Source organism: Streptomyces rimosus subsp. rimosus, from assembly GCF_000720725.1.
GTDB classification, from domain to species: domain Bacteria; phylum Actinomycetota; class Actinomycetes; order Streptomycetales; family Streptomycetaceae; genus Streptomyces; species Streptomyces rimosus_A.
Map to the genome: position 1 here is coordinate 109795 of NZ_JOCQ01000010.1, position 19771 is coordinate 129565.

Annotated in this window: 9 protein-coding genes (1 of these 9 cut by a window edge); 2 read left to right on the forward strand and 7 right to left on the reverse strand. The window is 73.8% G+C overall.

Annotated features, from left to right (window positions below; all coding sequences use genetic code 11):
- The 7 genes from IH45_RS0107615 to IH45_RS0107645 all read right to left on the reverse strand — a co-directional run.
- Positions 1-4642, reverse strand: the 5' end (the start) of a protein-coding gene (locus tag IH45_RS0107615; RefSeq protein ID WP_030663376.1) for a type I polyketide synthase. 23660 nt of this gene lie to the left of the window's left edge; the window shows 4642 of its 28302 coding nt (coding positions 1-4642); the start codon lies at positions 4640-4642; its stop codon lies beyond the left edge, outside the window.
- A gap of 370 nt (positions 4643-5012) precedes the next feature.
- The gene (locus tag IH45_RS0107620; RefSeq protein WP_078897330.1) at positions 5013-5771 is read right to left on the reverse strand and encodes a LuxR C-terminal-related transcriptional regulator; all 759 of its coding nucleotides are present in this window, start codon (positions 5769-5771) and stop codon (positions 5013-5015) included.
- A 306-nt stretch (positions 5772-6077) separates the two neighbouring features.
- Positions 6078-8840, reverse strand: coding sequence for an ATP-binding protein (locus tag IH45_RS0107625; protein ID WP_030663382.1), 2763 nt, complete (start codon positions 8838-8840; stop codon positions 6078-6080).
- Positions 8830-11643: a LuxR C-terminal-related transcriptional regulator gene (locus IH45_RS0107630; RefSeq protein ID WP_234440449.1), complete on the reverse strand. Its 2814-nt coding sequence runs from the start codon at positions 11641-11643 to the stop codon at positions 8830-8832. The genes IH45_RS0107625 and IH45_RS0107630 overlap by 11 nt, the downstream gene beginning before the upstream one ends.
- A 19-nt stretch (positions 11644-11662) precedes the next feature.
- Entirely contained in the window at positions 11663-14566 is a 2904-nt protein-coding gene (locus IH45_RS0107635; RefSeq protein WP_030663388.1) for a helix-turn-helix transcriptional regulator, read from the reverse strand.
- A 132-nt stretch (positions 14567-14698) separates the two neighbouring features.
- Entirely contained in the window at positions 14699-15466 is a 768-nt protein-coding gene (locus tag IH45_RS0107640) for a thioesterase II family protein (RefSeq protein ID WP_030663391.1), read from the reverse strand.
- A 199-nt stretch (positions 15467-15665) separates the two neighbouring features.
- Positions 15666-16697 carry a GDP-mannose 4,6-dehydratase gene (locus IH45_RS0107645; protein ID WP_030663394.1) on the reverse strand — a complete coding sequence of 344 codons (1032 nt, stop codon included), beginning with the start codon at positions 16695-16697 and terminating at the stop codon, positions 15666-15668.
- Positions 16698-17695: 998 nt separating this feature from the next.
- Here IH45_RS0107645 and IH45_RS1000000148630 point away from each other — a divergent pair.
- Together IH45_RS1000000148630 and IH45_RS0107660 are read left to right on the forward strand one after the other, a co-directional pair.
- Positions 17696-17977: a hypothetical protein gene (locus IH45_RS1000000148630; RefSeq protein ID WP_030663396.1), complete on the forward strand. Its 282-nt coding sequence runs from the start codon at positions 17696-17698 to the stop codon at positions 17975-17977.
- Positions 17974-19752 carry a sigma factor gene (locus IH45_RS0107660; protein WP_030663399.1) on the forward strand — a complete coding sequence of 593 codons (1779 nt, stop codon included), beginning with the start codon at positions 17974-17976 and terminating at the stop codon, positions 19750-19752. The genes IH45_RS1000000148630 and IH45_RS0107660 overlap by 4 nt, the downstream gene beginning before the upstream one ends.
- Positions 19753-19771: the final 19 nt, after the last annotated feature.

Below are 19771 nucleotides of genomic sequence, written 5' to 3' on the forward strand. Positions count from 1 at the left end.
AGACGACGAAGGCGGCCAGGTCCAGATCGCGGGTGGCCTCGTGGAGGTGCCACACGGCGTCGGCCTTGGGCCGCAGCACCGCGCTGATCCGCTCGGGGGTGAGCGAGGCGAGCACACCGTCGTCGAGGGTGCCGGCGCTGTGCACGACGGCGGTGACGGGGTGTCCGGCGGGCACACCGGCCAGCAGCCGGTCCACGGCGGCGCGGTCGGCCAGGTCGCAGGCCGTGATGGCCACCTGCGCGCCGAGTCCGGTCAGTTCGGCCACGAGCTCTCCGGCGCCGTCGGCGTCGGCGCCGCGGCGGCTGGCGAGCAGCAGGTGCCGTACGCCGCGCTCGGCGACCAGGTGCCGGGCCAGTACGCGGCCCAGGCCGCCGGTGGCCCCGGTGAGGATCACGGTGCCCTCGGGGTCCCACTCCGCGGTGGTCCGCGGCGCCTGGGCGCGGGCGAGCCGCGCGGTGCGCACGGCGGCGCCGCGTACGGCGGTCTGCGGCTCGTCGGCGGACAGTGCCAGGGCCCGCGACAGCGGCTCGGCGGCGGGTTCGGTGGTGCTGGGGTCGAGGTCGAGCAGCGCGAAGCGGCCGGGGTGCTCGCTCTGCGCGGCCCGTACGAGGCCCCAGACGGCGGCGGCCACCGGGTCCGGCGCCTGCTCGCCGTCGGTGGCGACCGCGCCACGGGTGACGAGGACCAGCCGGGACCCGTCGTACCGCTCGTCCGCCAGCCAGGTCTGCAGGAGCTCCAGGGCGTGGGCGGTACGGGCGTGGACGGCGGCGGTGACCTCGTCGCCGTCCGTACCCGCGACGGGGGCGAGAACCACGTCCGGTACGTCGGTGATGGCGTCCAGGCCGGGCAGCGCCGTCACCGTACGGTCCGGCGAGGCAAGGGCCTGCTCCAGGCCGAAGACGTCCGTGCCGAGGACGGCGACCGTGGCGGGCGCCGCCTGGGCGGCCTGGCGGGCCTCGGTCCAGCGCAGCTCGAACAGGGCGTCGCGGACGAGGGCGTCGGCGGCGGCGAGCTGTTCGTCGGGCACGGTGCGCAGGACCAGCGAGCCGATGGAGGCGACCGGGGCGCCGGTGGTGTCGGCGACGGCGATCGCCACAGCGTCGTCGTCGGCCGGGGTCAGCCGCACGCGGACCGTGCTCGCCCCGCTCGCGTGCAGGGTCACGTCCTGCCACGCGAAGGGCAGGCCGCCGCGGGCCTGTTCGCCGAGGTCGGCGAAGGCGGCGGCGTGCAGCGCGGCGTCCAGCAGGGCCGGGTGGATCCCGAACGAGGTGGCGGACGCGGCGTCGGCGCCGTCGGCCCCGGGCAGCGTCACCTCGGCGTAGACGGCGTCACCGCTGCGCCAGGCGGCGCTCAGGCCCTGGAACAGCGGCCCGTAGCCGAAGCCGCTGTCGGCCATGCGGTCGTAGAAGCCGTCGAGGTCCAGCGGTTGCGCGTCGGCGGGCGGCCAGACCGTGGCGTCGAAGTCGGCGCGGTGCTCACCGGCGACGAGGATGCCGGCGGCGTGCTGGGTCCACGGCAGCTCCTCCGGCCCGTCGGGGCGGGAGTGGACGCTCACGGCGCGGCGGCCCGACTCGTCCGGGCTGCCCACCCACACCTGCACCTGGACGCCGCCCTCTTCGGGCAGGACCAGCGGGGCGGCCAGGGTGAGTTCTTCGACGCGGCCGCAGCCGGCCTCGTCCCCGGCGCGTACGGCCAGCTCCAGGAAGGCGGTGCCCGGCAGCAGCACGGTGCCGCGTACGGCGTGGTCGGCGAGCCAGGGGTGGGTGCGCAGCGACAGGCGGCCGGTCAGCAGCAGGCCGTCGGAGTTGGCGACCGACACGGCCGCGGCCAGCAGCGGGTGGTGGGCCGCGCCCAGGCCTGCGGCGCGCACGTCACCGCCCGTGCCGGGCAGGCTCTTGGGCCAGTAGCGGCGGCGCTGGAAGGCGTACGTGGGCAGGTCGGCGCGCTGGGCGCCGGTGCCCTGGAAGTAGGGCTCCCACTGGACGGCGATGCCGCGGGTGTGCAGGCCGGCCAGCGCGGCGGTGAGGGTTTCGGCCTCGGGGCGGCCGGACCGCAGGGCGGCGAGCGTCGCGGGGGCGCCGTCGGCGGGGTCGGCGGTGTCGTCGGCCGCGGCCAGGCAGGTCTGGGCCATGGCGGACAGGACGCCGTCGGGGCCCAGTTCCAGGAAGGTGGCGGCGCCGTGGCCGTCGAGCCAGGTGAGGGTGTCGGCGAACCGTACGGTGTGCCGGGCGTGGTCCGCCCAGTAGTCCGGGGAGGTGAGCTGCTCGACCGTGGCGAGGGTGCCGGTCAGGCCGGAGACGACCGGGATGACGGGCGCCTGCGGCGTGAGCCGGGCGACGGCCGTACGGAACTCCGCCAGCATGGGTTCCATCAGCGGGGAGTGGAACGCGTGCGAGACGCGCAGCCGCTTGGTCTTGCGCCCCAGCTCGGCGAAGTGCTGAGCAACCGTCTCGACTTCCTCCGCATCTCCCGCGACCACGACGGCGGCGGGCCCGTTGACCGCGGCGATCGACACACGGTCCTGCCGGTCCGCCAGGAGGGGCAGGACCTCCTCCTCGGTGGCCTCCAGGGAGATCATGGCGCCGCCTTCGGGCAGCGCCTGCATGAGGCGGCCGCGGGCGGTCACCAGGGCCGCGGCGTCGGCCAGCGAGAAGGCCCCGGCCACGTGCGCGGCGGCGATCTCGCCGATGGAGTGCCCGGCGAGGTAGTCGGGCTTGATGCCGAAGGACTCGGCGAGCCGGTAGAGCGCGACCTCGATGGCGAACAGCGCGGGCTGGGCGTAGCCGGTCCGGTCGAGCAGAGCCGCCTCGGGCGTGCCCTCCTCGGCGAACAGCAGCTCCTTCAGCGGCCGGTCGAGGCCCTGGTCGAGGTGGGTGAGGGCCTCGTCGAGGGCCGCGGCGAAGACGGGGAAGCGGGCGGCGAGTTCACGGCCCATGCCCGGCCGCTGGGAGCCCTGCCCGGTGAAGAGGAAGGCGAGCTTCGAGCGGGACCGTGCGGTGTCCTGTACGAGGCCCGGGTCCGGCGTGCCGTCGGCCAGCGCGGTGAGGGCCGCGCGGGCCCGGACCAGGTCGGCCGCGGTGAACGCGGCCCGGTGCTCCATGCCGGAGCGGGCGGTGGCCAGGGAGTACGCCACGTCCGCCGGTGCGGGAGCGGAGTCGGAGGTGAGGTGTTCGAGGAGCTGCGCCGCCTGGGCGCGCAGCGCCTCGCGGGTACGGCCGGAAACGAGCCACGGGACGGCGCCCGCCGCCACGGGCTCGGGCGCGGCCGGCTGCTCCGCGTCCTCCTCGGGGTCGGCCGGGGCCTCTTCCAGGATCGTGTGCGCGTTGGTGCCGCTGAGCCCGAACGAGGAGACACCGGCCCGGCGCGGCCGTTCGCCCTGCGGCCAGGGGACCTGCTCGGTGAGCAGGCGTACGGCTCCCTGCGACCAGTCGACGTGCGAGGACGGCGCGTCCACGTGGAGCGTGCGCGGGAGCATGCCGTGCCGCAGGGCCAGCACCATCTTGATGACGCCGGCCAGGCCGGCCGCCGCCTGGGTGTGGCCGAGGTTCGACTTGACGGAGCCCAGCAGCAGCGGGCGGTCGGCGTCGCGGCCCTGGCCGTAGGTCGCCAGCAGCGCCTGGGCCTCGACCGGGTCGCCCAGCGTGGTGCCGGTGCCGTGCGCCTCGACGGCGTCGATCTCGTCGGCCGAGAGCCGCGCGCTGACCAGCGCCTGCTCGATGACCCGCCGCTGCGAGGGGCCGTTGGGCGCGGTCAGCCCGTTGGAGGCGCCGTCCTGGTTGACGGCGGAGCCGCGGACCACGGCCAGGATCTCGTGCCCGTTGCGGCGGGCGTCGGAAAGGCGTTCCAGGACCAGGACGCCGACGCCCTCGGCCCAGCCGGTGCCGTTGGCGGAGTCGGCGAAGGAGCGGCAGCGCCCGTCGGGGGAGAGTCCGCCCTGACGGCTGAACTCCACGAAAGTGGTGGGGCTGGACATCACGGTCACACCGGCGGCCAGCGCGAGGGAGCACTCGCCCTGGCGCAACGAGTGGGCGGCCAGGTGCAGGGCCACGAGGGAGGAGGAGCAGGCGGTGTCGATGGTGACCGCCGGGCCCACGGCTCCGAAGAAGTACGCGAGCCGGCCCGAGATGACGCTGGTGGTGGTGCCGGTCAGGGCGAAGCCCTGGACGTCGTCGTCCGGGCCCACCCGGTACTCCTGGGGCATCGCACCGACGAACATGCCCGTCCTGGTGCCGCGGACCGCCGCCGGGTCGATGCCGGCCCGCTCGAAGGCCTCCCAGGAGGACTCCATCAGGAGCCGCTGCTGCGGGTCCATGGCGAGCGCCTCACGCGGGGAGATCCCGAAGAAGGAGGCGTCGAAGTCGGCCGCGTCGTGCAGGAAGCCGCCGGAGAAGTCTCCCGCGTCCTCGGCCGCCAGTTCCCAGCCGCGGTCGGTGGGGGACGCGGTGATGCCGTCCCCGTCGGCGGCGAGCAGGGACCAGAGCTCCTCGGGGCTGCGCACGCCTCCCGGGAAGCGGCAGCTCATGCCCACGATCGCGATCGGCTCGCGGGCGGCCGCCTCCAGCTCGCCCACCCGCTGCCGGGAGCGCCGCAGATCGGCACTGGCCCGCTTCAGGTAGTCGCGGAGTTTCTGTTCCTGGTCCATGTTCGCCACGTTCAACCCAACCCATCTCAAGACCGGCGGACAGCAGAGGATTTCGTTGTGGACATCCGGCACTGGGGACGGCTGTTCCACAGCGACTGATGAGTTATCTGCGTGCCCGGCACGAGGCAGCTCGACTTCCCGCACGCCACCTGCCCAGTCTCGACAAGGGCGGCCATGGAATTCCCTAGAATCCGCCGGGCCCCGGGAGGGGCCGCACGCGCAGGCGCCGGGGTACCGCGGATGCTCCGCGGTACCCCGGCGCCTTGTGTCCCTTCGGCTCGCATTCGGACCGGGGCCGGACACCGGGCGGGGACCGGCCCGCGAGTCCGCGCTCGGCGGGCCCCGGGATTGCGAGTATGTTGCGTACGCGTTACTTGATGAAGCCCTCCACGACACGGGGCGGCCAGGTGCCCACCGTCAGCACCCCCATCGCATACGCGCGGGACACCAGCGCCGCGCGGTTGGGGACCTTGAGTTTCCGCAGCAGTCCGGTGACGTGATACTCCACTCCCTGCCGGCTGAGATACAGCCGGGAGGCCAGCGGAATCGTGGACAGGCCCGCCGCTATTCCCTCCAGGATTCTCGCGTCGATCTCACTGAGTAATTTCTTGCGGGGCGCCACCACCGCGTCGCCCTCCGCCTGCTGTCCGGGCCGCATCAGCACGAGCACCGCGGCCGGGTCGGGGGCGTAGCCGCTCACCGCGGTGGCCGTGAGGTTGCCGGTGAACGCGTCGCCCTCCGAGCGCAGCGCCACGACGTGCGCGGAGAACCGGTCGCAGCGGCCGCTGAGCAGCCGTTCGAACTGCCGCATGAGCGGCTGCCGCACGCTGGGGTGCACCAGCTCGCGGAAGTCACGGCCGCAGACGTCGGGGGCCGTGGTCGAGGAATCGGAGGGGGCACCGGCGAGCACGTCGGCACCGGTCTCGTCGGGGGTCGCGAAGTTGCGGAAGAAGTCCTGGGTTGCCTGACGAATCGTCAGCGTCGGGTCCAGTACGGCCATGCACACGCCCTGCCGGTCGGACGGCGGGCGCATGTCCCGCCGTACCGGAGCGGCGGCCGTCGCGACCGCGCCGGCCGCACTCCGGCCTGTCGAAATCTGCGGGGAGTCCACCAGAGCAGAAAACTTCAAGGGACCGACATCCTTTCCAACCCCCGTCTGTAACCAGAAGTGCACGAGCAATCGAGCGAGGTGGAGAAATCCGGAGAATGAAACACCCCGGACCGCGGAAGGTCCGGTAGCTGCGGGAGAGAATTCCGACCTCCCCGACACATTCGACACTAGGGAGAGGTCCAGACAAGCGTCAACGTCCACCCGGCCCGGTACGGCTAAACCTGTGGTCGCCCTCCGGAGGGGTACGGTCCCGCACCGCTCTTTCGGTCCCCCCGAACACCCCGTACCGTTTACCGCCGGTAAGCCGTACGCGCCACGGCGGACTCAGCCCGCGGCGAGCATCGCGCCCGCACTTCGGGCCACCGGCAACTCGCGCCGGCCCGCCACGCCCAACTTCCGGTAACACGAGGTCAGGTGCTTCTCCACCGCCCGGGTACTCACTCCGAGTTCATCGGCGATTTCCTGATTGGTCAGTCCCTTGCCCACCAGGGACACCACCTTGCGTTCGCTGTGGGTGAGCGACGCGTCCACGCTCGGCGCGGTGGTTCCCAGGGCCGCGTAGGCGCGTTCGGCCACCCAGGGGGCGCCGCAGGCGGTGGCGAGGTCCGCGGCCTCGCGCAGTACGGCCTTGGACTCCTTGCCGCTCTCCAGCGCCCGGCCCAACTGGAGCAGCGTACGCGCCCGTTCGAGGGTGTTGGCGGACTCGCGCAGGACATCGGCGGACTCGCGCAGGGCGGAGACGCCCCCTCCCCCGGGCAACAGGGCTCTCAGCCTCAGGGCCCGGCCCAGCGAGGCGGGGGCCGCCCACTGCCGTGCCCAGGCCAGCTCCTCCTCCGCCAGGGCCAGGGCCGCGCGGGGCTCGCCCAGGCGGTGGTGGAGGGCGATGGCGCGGGGGCGCCAGGGGTAGAGGGCGGAGTTGCGCCAGCCGGCCGCTTCCAGCTGACGCCCACAGCCCAGCAGGGATTCCAGCGCGTGGACGCCACGGCCGCGACGCGCGTCGAGCGAGGCCTTGAGGAGTTGCAGCATGGCCGTCAGCGCGAGGCCGCCCGACCAGCGCTGCCCGGCGTCCCGGAGGAGGTGTTCGATCAGCTGGACGTCGCCGGTCTCCATGGCCACCGCGGCCCGGACGGCGGTGGTGGATTCCCGCCAGTCCGCGTCCGCCAGTTCGGCGGCCAGGTCGGCTTGTTCGCGGGCCTGGGTCAGGCGGCCGCAGGCGAGCTGGACCAGGGCGTTCTCGGCGTGCACGACCGCGTCCGGGCGGCCGGCGTGCTGCTCGCCTGACAGGCGGGTGTTCAGGCCCTCCACGGTGTCGGCGGCGTACAGGGCCACCGCGACCAGCGGGAGCGCTATGCAGGCGCGCGCGGCGGTCACCGGCTCGCGTTCCAGGATCTTTCCGGCCAGGGCGGCGACGTCCGGTGCGGGCAGGGCGCTGGAGAGGGTCGCCGCGTTGGTCAGCACGGCCGCCAGTTCGCGGTCGCCGCCGGTGTCCAAGGGGGGCGGGGTGCCCAGTGCGCGCAGGCGTTCCACCGCTCCGGTCAGTTCCGTCGGGTTCTCGTGCCCGGCGTGCCAGAGCCGCGCTTCCAGGCGCAGGGCGATCTCGCGGGCGGTGCCCCGGTGCGCGGCCGTGGGGTCGAGGTCCTCGGACGCGCGGCGCAGCAGGTCCACCGCCGACGCGGGTGCCTCGCCCAGGAAGGTGGGCGGGATGAGCAGGGTGGCAGCGGCCCGGTCGATAGCCGACGGCAGGAGGCGTACGGCCTGGCCGATGTGGCGTTCGCAGGCGGCGGGGTCGGTGCCGCGTTCGGCGCCGGCCAGCTCGATCAGCAGGCGCGCGCGCTCGAAGGAGCCCGTACTGCCCAGCAGAGCACGCTGGAGATAACGGGCGGCGGTGTCCGGTGCGCCGCGGCGCAGCGCGGCCTGCGCGGCGGTCCGAAGCACCGCCACGGCCCACGGGTGGTGGCTGGCGGTGACGGTCATCAGCAGGTCCGCGACGTGTTCGGCGGGCCGGCCCGCCTGGTGCAGGAGTTCGGCCGCGGCCTCCCGGGAGCGCTCGCGTTCGGCGACGGTGAGGGCGGAGTCGACGGCGTCGCGGACCACGGGGTGGATGAAGTGCGGGGTGTCGCGCGGGGCGAGCAGCCCGAGGTGGTGCAGGGTGCGCAGGGCCTGCTGGTAGCCGACGGTGTCCAGGCGCGCGTGGCGCCGGAAGAGGTCGGCGTCGCCGTGGTCGCCGAAGGCGGCGATGGCCGCGGCCAGGTCGCGTACGGGGCCGGGCTGGGTGGACAGGCAGCCCGCCAGCCGGTCGCGGAACTGGGCAGGGCCCTGCGCACGGACCTCGTCGGCGTGTTCGGCGGTGGGGCGGTGGCCGGCCAGGGCCAGATCGCGCAGCACGGCTTCGAGGAAGAGGGGGTTGCCCTCGCAGGTCTCCTGGCAGGCGCGGGCGTAGGCATCGTCGGCGGGTTCGCCCAGGTGGTGCTGGATCATGGCCCGGGTGCCGTCGGGCGAGAGCGGGGCGGGGCACAGGATCTCGGCGGCGTCCGCGAGGTCGCGGATGAGCGGGTGCTGGGCGCGGGGGTCGCCGTCGCGCAGGGTGCACACGAGGGCGACGCGCAGCCCGTACGGGCGCCGGACCAGGTAGGCGAGCCAGCGCAGCGAGGGCACGTCGGCCCACTGCAGGTCGTCGACGAGGAGGAGTACGGGTGCGGAGGCGCCGGTTTCGGCCAGGACGGAGCGCAGGTCGTGCAGCACGGCCTCGGAGGCGGGGGTGTCCTCGCCGGGGGCCGGGAGGCAGCTGGTGGGGCACGGCCGGGCGGCGCCGTCCGCGCCCGCCCCACCGGGGCCGGTGGAGTCGGCGCACAGGGCGGGCCCCAGGAGCTGGTGGACGATGCCGTAGGCGAAGTCCTGTTCCATGGGTGCGGCGTTGGCCCGCAGCACCCGTACGGTGTCGGGGGCCTGGGCGCCGGCCTCCTGGAGGAGCGTGGACCGGCCGATGCCCACGGGGCCGGTGAGCACCAAGGCACCTGGACGGCCCGCCTCCGCCCGGCGTACTGCGGTATTGATGCGGGCGAGTTCGGACTCCCGCTCATACAGCATCCGTTACGTCCCTTTCCGTCGACCGGCTCCGCGCGCGGAGTTCCTTGCGTGAGGTGATACGCAATTTCCTGTAGGTACTGCTCAACCGGTGCTCGACGGTTCTGCGGCTCACCCCGAGCTGCTCCGCGATCTCGCGGTTGCCCAGGCCGCGGCGGGCCAGTTCGGCGGTCCGCCGCTCGGCGGGCGACAGGGCGGCCCATCCCTCGGGAAGGGCGTCCTCGTCGAGTGCGGCGGGCTGGTCCAGCTGGGCGGTCAGCCACCGGACGCGTTCGGCCAGCCGGCCGGAGGTGCGGGTGACGGTGAGGCGGGACAGTTCGGACAGCAGGCGGGCCGCGGTGGCCCGCTCGCCCTTGGTGACCTCCTCGGTGACGAGGTCCGCGAGGACCCAGGCGTAGGCGAGCCGGGTGGGCAGTTCGCCGAGGTCGCGCAGGGTCCCGTGGGCGCCGTCGGCCGGGTCCTGGTGATCGACGCTCTCGGCGCCCAGCTGGGCCAGGCCCAGTGCGCTGGGGGCGCCCCACTGGCGCGCGAGGGTGAGTTCCTCACGGATCAGGCGCTGGGCCTGGTCCTGGTCGCCGAGCGCGAGACAGGCCCGGGCGGCCATCGAGCGCCAGGGCAGCACGATGGGGTTGGCCCACTGCCGGCGCAGCAGCCAGCGGCCGGTCTCCTTGAACAGTTCGGCGCCCTCGGCCCAGTGCCCTTCCTCGATGGCCACGCGGGCGCGGGCATACAGCAGATAGGGCCAGTAGACGCCGTATTCGGCGCCGGGCGGCATGGGGGTACGGGCCAGGGCGCGGGCCTCGTCGCACCGGCGGTCCTCCTGGGCGATGGTGCTGCGTACGGCGATGAGGTGCGAGGCGGCCAGCGGGTGCCAGGCGGCGACGGGCAGGACCCGTTCGGCGTCGTCCGCGGCGCGGTCGGCGGCGTCCAGACGGCCCCCGCGCAGGTGCAGTTCGGCGGACAGGGCCAGGGCACGGGCCAGGGTGGGGTGGCTCTGACGGCGGCGCAGTTCGGCGATGACGGCGGCGAGCCGGTCCTCGGCCTCGGTGGCGGCGTCGGTGAACCACAGCGCCCGGACAGCGACCAGGCGGGGCAGCGCGGGGGCGGCGTTGCCCGCGTCCAGGGCGCGGCGGGCCAGCTCCGCGACCCGGGCGCGGTGCCGGCCGCGGGCGGCGAGCTGCCAGGCGCGGATGCCGGCCTGGGCGGGTGACAGCGGGTGTTCGGGCAGCGCGGGGAGGTCGGGGGCGGGCAGGTCACAGACCTCGGGAGCGCTCTCAGCGGCATACCAGTACAGCGCGATCAGGTCGTCGCGTTCGCTCCCGTGGGCGATGGCGAGGGCGTGCGCCGCCGCGCAGCGGCCCCAGGCGTCGTCGCCGCGGGCCAGGCCCATGTCCACGGCCCGTACGCGCAGCTGGGCCCAGGGTTCGCCCTCGTCCGGCGCTTGGACGAGGGTGGTGAGCCTGCGGTCGCAGGCTGCGGGAGCGGCCACGGCTTCGGCGCCGGCCAGGTCGAGGCTGATGTGGGCGTGTTGCAGGGGGTCCTGGGGCTCGTCCAGGGCGCGGCGCAGGTAGGTGGCGGCGCGGGCGAAGTCGCCGCGGCGCAGGGCGGCGCCGGAACCGCCGCGCAGGGCGTGCACCGCCCAGGGCTCGCCGACGGGCGGTGCTTCCAGGAGGAGGCGGGCGATGTCCTCGTCGTCGGCCACGATCTGGTAGGCGAGGTGGGCGGCGCGCGCGTGCAGGGCGGCGCGCTCGGCGGCGGGCATGTCCTCCAGGATGCGGGTCCGGACGATGGGCATGCACAGGCGTTCGTAGGAGCCCTCGGGGACGGTGAAGCCGGCCATTTCCAGGGCTGCCCGCAGCCGCGATTCGTGGACGCTGCGCAGCCCGGCCAGGGAACAGATCAGGGGGAAGTCCAGCAGGTCGCCGCCGACGGCCAACGCGCGTAGCACGGCGGTGGCCTCGTCGGTCAGTCCGCGCAGGGCGCGGCCCGCGCGGTCGCCGATGATGCCGGTGATCAGGGTGTGCAGCTGCGGGACGCGGTCGGCGGTCGGCCGGTGGCCGGCGTCGGCGAAGCAGTGCAGGGCCGCGTGCAGGACGGCGGGGCTGCCGTGGGCCGCCTGGGTGGCCGTGGCGGCGAACGCCTCGTCGCAGGAGGTGCCGCAGATCCGCTCGGTGAGGGCGGCGACCGCGCGGGGGCTCAGGGGGCGGACGGTGAGGTGGTGGGTCAGCCGTGGGGAGGGAGCGGCTTCGGCCAGCCAGTCGGGGCCGTACGGGTACAGCCCGGTGCGTCCGACGAGCAGGACGAGGGGGACGTCGTTGGACAGACGGCGCACCAGGGCCTGCAGCCATTGCACGGAGGCCGGGTCCAGCCACTGCGCGTCCTCCACCGTCACCAGCGTGGGTGTGCGGCGGGCGGTGTGCAGGAGCTCGGGCAGGCCCGGCAGGCCGGCCGGTTCCTGGCGCCCGCGCAGGTCCCGCAGCGAGCGTTCGGCCACCTCGCCCAGCAGGCCGAGCAGTTGGGTCACCGCTCCGTGGCGCAGGTCGCGTTCGGCCAGGGAGCCGCTGACGCGCAGGACGCGCAACGAGCGCTCCTCCGCGAGGCGGCCGGCCCAGCGCAGCAAGGCGTTGTGGCCGAAGCCGGGGCGGCCGGTCACGGAGACGACGGCGGGGCGGCCCTCGCCGAGCGCGGCCACCACCCGTCCCAGTTCTGCCTGTTCTTCCTCACGTTCGAGCAGGGGCGGGTCGGCGCGCAGCCGTCCCGCCCGTATGAACCCCGCGTATAGATGCTCGTCCTTCAGCCCTGCCACCGACATCACCCCGGCCGCCTCAGCGCTGTCCGCGCGGCCGCGACGCCTGCCGCGGCACCCGCGCCCCGCGGACGCCCGGGGTGCGCAGGACCGCGGCGAGCTGGGCACGCTCGGTGATACCCAACTTGCGGTACACGTTCGTCAGATGCATCTCGACCGTGCGCACGCTGACGTGCAGCGACTGGGCGATCGAGCGGTTCCTGGCGCCCCCGGCGGCGAGGCCGGCGACCTTGCGCTCCATGCTGGTGAGCAGGTCCAGGGGCGAGCCGGTCATCTTGCGCATGCGGCCGCCCGCCGCCAGCAGGGCGCCGCGGGCGTTCTGTCCCAGCGTGAGGGCGCCGCAGCGCTGGGCGAGGTCGGCCGCGGCGCGCAGGTGCTCGCGTGCGGCACGCCGGTCGTCGGCGGCCAGCAGGGTCTGCCCGAGGACGAGTTCGGCGCGGGCGTGCTCCACGCGGGCCGGCGAGGCGGACAGTTCCCGTACGGCCTCGCCCAGCAGGGCCACGCCCTTCTCGCCGGGGGTGGCCACCCCGCGGGCCAGGGCGGCCAGGCCGAGGACGCGTGGGGTGCCCCAGCGACGCGCGAGCCGGGTGCCGTGCGCCGCGAGGGGCCGGGCCTCCTCGGCGCGGCCGAGTTCCGCGAGCACACAGGCCGCCTCCGCCCACCAGGGCAGATACAGCGCGTTGCGCACTCCGGCTTCTTCCAGGGACCTGCCGCATTCGAGGAACAGTGCCAGCGCGCCCTCGGGATCCCCCAGGGCATGACGGGCACGGCCATGGGCCATCAGGTACCGGTAGAAGGTCCACACGTACTGGTCACGCCAGACGGGATCGATGCTGCTCAGCAGTTTTTCGGCGCGCGTGGCCTCGCCCCGGTCCACCAGCACCCCGGCCAGGGCCAGGCGCGGCAGGGCCACCGTCTCGCTCCACCGTTCCGCGTCGCTGATCTGCACCGCCCTCCGGGCGTCCGCGAGCGCGTCCGGGAGGGAGCCCAGGCCGTGCAGGACCAGGGAACGGATGGACAGGGCCAGGGAGTAGGTCCACACGGCGGAGTTCTCCCGGCCGTGGCGCAGGAGCCGGTCCAGCGCGCGCAGCGCGTCGTCGGTACGGTCGGCGAGGGCCAGGACGAAACCGGAGTTGATCAGGGACCAGTTCTTCACGGGCAGCTGCGGCGAGCGGGCCGCGCGCAGGGCGCACTGCACCGCCGGTTCGGGGTCCGCCACGTCGTCGAGCACCCTCAGTACGGCCATCGCCCCCAGCTTCTGGCGCTGGGCGGGGGTGTCGCCCTCGGGTACGGTCATCGCCGCGGCCCGCTCACGCGCCCCGGCGAACGTACTGCGGCCCTGGGCGCCGACGATCAGGAGCACCGACTCCACGAGCGTGCGCAGTTCCCGGTCGGCGGGCAGCGGGTCGGGGCCGAGTTCGGCGTCGAGGCCGTCCAGGACCTCTTCGAGCATGCGCAGGGCGGCGAAGTTCTCGCGGGCGGCCAGGCAGGTCGTACCGAACTGCGCGGCGATCCGCGCCCTGGTGCGGATGTCCACGCTGGGCGCCAGCGCTCCACGGAGCAGGCGCATGGCCTCGGGCGGGTCGGTCTCGGCGAGCGCCGCGGCCAGCCGGACACGGATCTCCACGCTGCCGGGGTCCACTTCCAGTACCCGGTACAGGTAGCGGGCCGCGGCCTCCGGGGCGCCGCGCGCCCCGGCCCGTACGGCGGCCTCGCGCAGGACGCCGGGCATCCAGGGTTCGGAGATCGAGGGCAGCGCCAGGAGGTGACCGGCGACCTCTTCGGCGGGCCGGCCCGCGTCGCTCAGGAGCAGGGCCGCCCGCGTGCGCAGGCACACCAGGCGGTGGGCCTCCAGTGGTGCCAGCACCTCCGCGCGCACCGTGCCGTCCGCGAAGTGACGGCCGCCGGGCGGCAGCAGCCCGGCCCCGCGCAGCACCGTCAGGGCGTCCTCGACGACATCGGCGGGTACGGCGGCCAGCGGGCCCACGAGGTCGGCGCCCTGCTCGCCGAGGACCGCCACCGCCCGCGCGACCTCGCCGACCCAGGGCGGCCGCCGGTCCAGGAACGTGCGGGCCCAGCGCGCCAGGACGCGCCCGCCGACCTCGGAGATCCGGTCGGCGCCGACCACGCCCGAACCGGCGCCCTCGGCCCGCAGTTCCCGCAGCAGGTGGTCCAGGAGGCACGGGTTGCCGCCGGTCACGGCCCAGGCGCGGGAGACGAAGACGGGCGCGGCGGGTGCCGGGAAGGACTGCCGTACGGCCTCGGCGACATCCGCCTCGGTCAGCGGGCGCAGGCGCAGCGTCGTGGTGCGGCGGTGGGCGGTGAGCTCCACCAGGGCCCGGTGGGCCGGGGCGCCGCGCGCGAGGGCGGTGCCCTCGGCCTGCTGGGTGAGGACGACGAGCAGGGGCAGGCCGTCCGCCCGGCGCAGCAGGAAGTCCAGCCAGCGCAGCGAGAGCTCGTCGCAGTGATGGACGTCGTCCAGGGCCAGGACGAGCGGGCGGCGGTTCAGCTCGTTCGCCGCGAGGCGGTACAGGTCGTGGAACGCGCGCTGGACGGCGGGAGCGTGCGGGGGCTCGTCCGCCAGCGCGCCGGGGGTCAGGGCGAGGAGGGCGCGGCAGGCGGTGTCGTCGCGGGAGGCGTCCCGTACGGTCGGGTCGAGCAGCATGCGCACGGCGGATAAGGAATCGCCCGCGGTGCTCTCCTCACAGGCGCCGCGCAGAACCGTCGCGTGCCGGCAGGCGTCCCCGTCCAGGAAGGCGCGCAGGAGGGCGGTCTTGCCGACGCCGGCCGAACCGGTCACGACCGCTGAGCCCGCGGTTCCCCAACGGGCCTCGCGGGCGAGCCGGTCGAGGGCCCCGATGTCCTCGGCCCGGCCGACCAGGGTGCTGTCCGTGCACGATGTGACGCTCCGGTCTTGCACCATAGAGTTCCTCGCACCTCAGAGACACAACAGATGCGACGGGGCGTCACCACACCGTGTTGTAAATCACCCTAAAGAGTGATGTCCGACGTGCGCCACAGTACATGATCAACAGACTTTGTGGCCAGGGTACCCTTAGCGGGTGAACTCCTCCCCGCGGGCGAGGTGTTCACGCAGCAACGCCAGGACGGCGGGCGCCTGCGAGCTCAGGAAGAAGTGGCCTCCCGGGTACACCTTCAGGTCGAACGCGCCCGTGGTGTGCGCGCGCCAGTCCCCTGCCTCCTCCAGCGTGGTCTTGGGGTCGTCGTCCCCCGTCAGCGCGGTGATCGGCGCCTTGATCGCCGCCCCCGGATCGCAGCGGTAGGTCTCCACCGCGGTGTAGTCGCTGCGGATCGCCGGGAGGATCATGCGCAGCAGCTCCTCGTCGCCGAGCAGTGCGGCATCCGTACCGGACAGCAGCTTCAGCTCGGCGACGATGCCCTCGTCGTCGCGCCGGTGGACGCTCTCCGCGCGGTAACGGGAGGGGGCCCGCCGCCCCGACGCGAAGAGGTGCGTCAGCTCACCGCCGTCGGCCTCCAGCCGCCGGGCCACCTCGAAGGCGACCATCGCGCCCATGCTGTGCCCGAAGAACGCCGTCGGCCGCGAGCGGAGCCGGTCCTTCAGCGCCGCGTACACCAGATCGGCCATGGTCCCGATGTCGTCGGGGCTGGCCTCGGTACGCCGGTCCTGGCGGCCCGGGTACTGCACCGACAGCACCTCCGCCACGGGCGCCAGCTGTGCCGACACGGGGAAGAAGAACGAGGCCGAACCGCCCGCGTGCGGAAAGCAGACCAGTTGGCGCGGGCGGTCCGGCGCCGGGTGGTAGCTCCGGGCCCAGAGGCCGTCCGCCGTGGTCGTCGTCATGGTGCTGGTTCCTCCTCCTCGCGATGGCACCGGGCCGGCGCCGGTGTGCGGCAGCCGGAACCGGCCCGGTGGTCCTCGATGACATTCCACCGTCGGGAACACGGGAAATCACCTAGTCTCCGCGCTCCGCGCGACGGCGCTCCCGCCGCCCCGGAGCCGTACGGGACACCCACCGCCCGGGGGTGTCCCGTACGCCCGGCTACCAGCTGGCGGCGAGCAGCAGGTCGCCGTACTCCCGCTCGCGGGAGGCCTGGCGCAGGTCGGAGTCGACCATCATGCGCATCAGCTCGGGGAAGTCGACGCTGGGCTCCCAGCCCAGCTGGGTGCGGGCGCGCTCGGCGTCCGCGCACAGGATCTCCACCTCGGCCGGGCGCACCAGCGAGGGGTCGATGCTGACGTAGTCCTCCCAGTTCAGGCCCACGTGCTCGAAGGCGATACGGACCGCGTCGCGGACCGAGTGCATCTCGCCGGTGCCGATCACGTAGTCGCCCGGCTCGTCCTGCTGGAGCATCAGGTGCATGGCGCGGACGTAGTCCCCGGCGAAACCCCAGTCGCGTACCGCGTCGAGGTTGCCCAGGGACAGCTTGTCCTGGTAGCCGAGCTTGATGCGGGCCACCGCGAGGGAGATCTTGCGGGTCACGAACTCCGCGCCGCGGCGCGGCGACTCGTGGTTGAACAGCATGCCGGAGACCGCGTACATGCCGAAGGACTCACGGTAGTTACGGGTGATGAAGTGCCCGTAGGTCTTGGCCACGCCGTAGGGGCTGCGCGGCCGGAAGATGGTGGTCTCGCACTGCGGGGTCTCGGCGACCTTGCCGAACATCTCCGAGGAGGACGCCTGGTAGAAGCGCATCTGGCTGCCGTCGGCGCTGCGCGAGCCGTTCAGGCCGCTGACCATGCGGATCGCTTCGAGCATGCGCAGCACGCCCATGCCGTTGATCTCGGTGACGAGTTCGGCCTGCTGCCAGGACATCGGCACGAAGGAGATCGCGCCGAGGTTGTAGATCTCGTCGGGCTGCACCTTGTCGACGGCGGAGACCAGGCTGGCCTGGTCCATCAGGTCGCCGTCGACGAAGTTCAGCTCGGAGACGAGCCGGCTGACCCGCGACTTGCGGGGATTCGCCTGCCCCCGCATCAGCCCCCATACCTGGTACCCCTGCCCGAGCAGGTGCTCGGCCAGATAGGAGCCGTCCTGCCCGGTGATTCCGGTGATCAGCGCACGCTTGGACATCTCATTCCTCTCCTCAGCATGGAACACACCGCCCAAACGCAGAGCCGAGTCGGCTGCTTGACCTCTTGGCTGCTGGGACCCGAAAGGGCACCGGATGACATCGGATATGCCGTGGTCCCGGACGCTGGGTAATCGGCACGTTGGCAAGCGGCCGGTCGCAGTGTCAAGGAATTCCGGGCACTCTAGGGAATTCCCGAGTGCCGCCCACCGGGCGTTCGGAAGCCCTCGTCACCCGGCGCCACCGGCCCCGGCTCGGTTTGCGGCACCCGGCCGGCCGGCACACTAGGGATTTTCCGGTGGGCGGTGCGCTGCACTGTCCGGGTGTGCCCCCTCCAGGCCCGGCCGGCGCTCTCATCCCTGGTGCCGGCCGGGCCTGCCCGTCTCCTGGAGCGTCGTCCGGTGCTGCTCAGCCTCCTGCGAATCCATCTGCGGCCCCACCGGCGTTCCGTCGCGCCGGCGGGACTGCTGCAACTGGCGCAGGCCGCGGCCGCATTGGCCATGGCGACGGGCCGTGATCTGTGCCCGGCCGCCTTCCGGCACATGCCGGACTTCGGTTCCCGGATGGCGCTTCGGGCTCATTCTCGGACGTACGGATCCCTTCTGCGCCCGTATGCAGAATTACCTGGGCCACCTGGATCACCTGGACCGCGCGGGCGGTCTGCAGCGCGAACACAGCACCGGAGTCCGCGTCGTGCGGGCTTTTGTGCGCGATACCCGTTAAGGCGCAGAATTCGGCCGCGCCCATTCCGCATCACATGACATCCCACGGCGCGTCGGCCGGCTGCCGGCGACCGCCGTGCCCGCCCCGCCGTGCCCACCGTGCTGCTGGTCCTGATGCCGGTGCGCGGCGGCGACGCCCGAGCCCGTACGCACCCCGCACGTGTCTCCGCGCCGGCCCGGTCCCGAAAAATTCTTCCGGGGAAGTGCCCCAACCGACGCCTCCCCGCGCCCTCTTCCTTCGACCGGCTCTCACCCCGAGCAGACGAAGGAGAAGGACCATGAAACGACGGCTGGTGCCGGGCGCGGTGCAGGTGGCACTGCTGGGCCCGGTGATGGCTCTGGCGAACCTGTTGCTGCCCCCGGGCACCCCCAGGGACCTGCTGGTGCTGTGCGCCGACGCCCTCGTCGGCGCCCTCGCTCCCCGTCCGCGCCCCCTGCACTACCATGCGCCGTACGTGCCCGCCCGTGCGCCCCGCCCGTGGCGGCTCGCCGTACGGGCCCGCGTGCGACGCTCGTGCTCCGGCCGCGGCCCGGAGCAGACGAACGGGGTGGAACAGTGACCGTACTGTCCGGCATCAGCACAGCGGCCACCGACGAGGACGACGCCACCCTGGTCAGGCGCTTCCAGTCCACCACCGACCCGCAGGCCCGCGGCTTACTCTTCGAGAAGCTCTACGCAGCTCATCGCCAACGTCTGTACGGCTTCTGCCTCAAGCGCTTGCTTCCCGACCGGGACGCGGCCCGGGAAGCGTTACAGGAAACCTTCCTCACCGCCTGGGCTCAGCTGGACAAGCTGGAGCATCCGGAGGCCCTGGAATCCTGGCTCTACCGGATCGCCTGGCGGCGCTGCGCCCAGCAGCGACGGAAGCAGGGCCTGGCCACCGGGGTCCCGGTGGACGGCTGGGAGGAGTCCACCGGCCGGAAGACAGCTCACCGTCTGCGGCAGATCGCGGCGGACGATGCCGACTTCGCGGCCCGGCGCCGCCGTGTCCTGGTGCTCGTCCGGAACATCGCGGCGGCACAGGGCCCCGGCAGGCAGCGCTTCCTCGATCTGTACGTCGGTGAGGAGCTGACCGGCGACACGCTGGCACACCGGCTCGGGCGCGCCACCGGAGCCACCAAGGAGGACAACGAGGCGCTGCGGGCGGCATTCAGGTCCACTGTGCTGGCCACGGACCCGCGCAACCGGAAGGCGTGCGGCCGGCTGGCGGGCATTCTGGCCACCGCGGTGACGTACTGGACCGCGCAGGCGGCGTCCGAACAGCGGGCCGGTCACGCTGCGGCAGCCGACCGGGCGCGGCGGATCAAGGAAGCTCTGGAACGCTTCCTCGCCGATACGGACCCCGACAGCACCAAAGCCCTGCCGGAAGTCGTGTGTCGCACCGTCACCCGGCATACCGGCCAGTGCCCCACGTGCCGGGGCAACGCCGAGCGCAGCGTCGCCCGCTGGTTCCCGGCGGTCGCGCCGTTCGCGTTCACCGATGTGATCATGGACGTGGTCCGGGACGGGTTCGATCTGGTTTCCGCTGACGCACCCGCCGATGGCGGGGCCGTGACGGAGGTCAAGGGCGGGGAGAACAGCCGGACCGTAGGTCGGGCCAACGGTCGCTCCGGAGGTTCGCCCGGCCGCCCGGGCAGGCCGAGCCGTTCGCCGGGCATCGGGCGCCGCATCACGGTGAACACTTTGGTGGCTCTCGCGCTGAGCCTGGGCGTCGTGTACGGAAGCGGCGGCGCCGACCTCCCGATGGCGCAGCTCCTCTGGAGTTCCCCGGCCCCGTCGGGGTCGGACGAACAGCGCGGCACTGGCCCGGTATCCGGCGCCGACCCGGCACGCCGTACGCCTCCCAGCCGTACGAATTCAGCGCATACCGACCCCGCGCATACCGACCCCGCGCGTACCGGCTCCGGGCAGCGGCCGAACAGCTCAGCCGCTACGAGCCCCGCGACCCGGCCCGCCCCGGCGTCGGAAGAAGCGGCGGACCCGGCCACCGGACCGGCGGACCTCTCCCCTCCCCCGGCATCGACGCAAGCCGTCACCGGGCCGCCACCTGCGGCCGACGCTCCCGCCGGGGAGCAGGTGCCGGACGAGGAGCCGACGGGCACCCAGCCGTCCGGACAGCCTCCGACAGACCCGGACCCGGGTTCTGGTTCAAGTTCTAATTCAGGTTCGGGTTCTGGTTCTGGATCTGGAAACGGGAGCGCGCAGATGCAGGCGACGCAGTCCCAGTCGTCATCGTCCAGCCCGTCCGGCACCGGCCCCTTCGTCCAGCATCCTTCCGCCTACCAGGGGCTTCTTTCCCCGTCGACGTCGGCCACCGACGACGAGCCCGGGTAGCGGACGAGCCCGGCTCCGG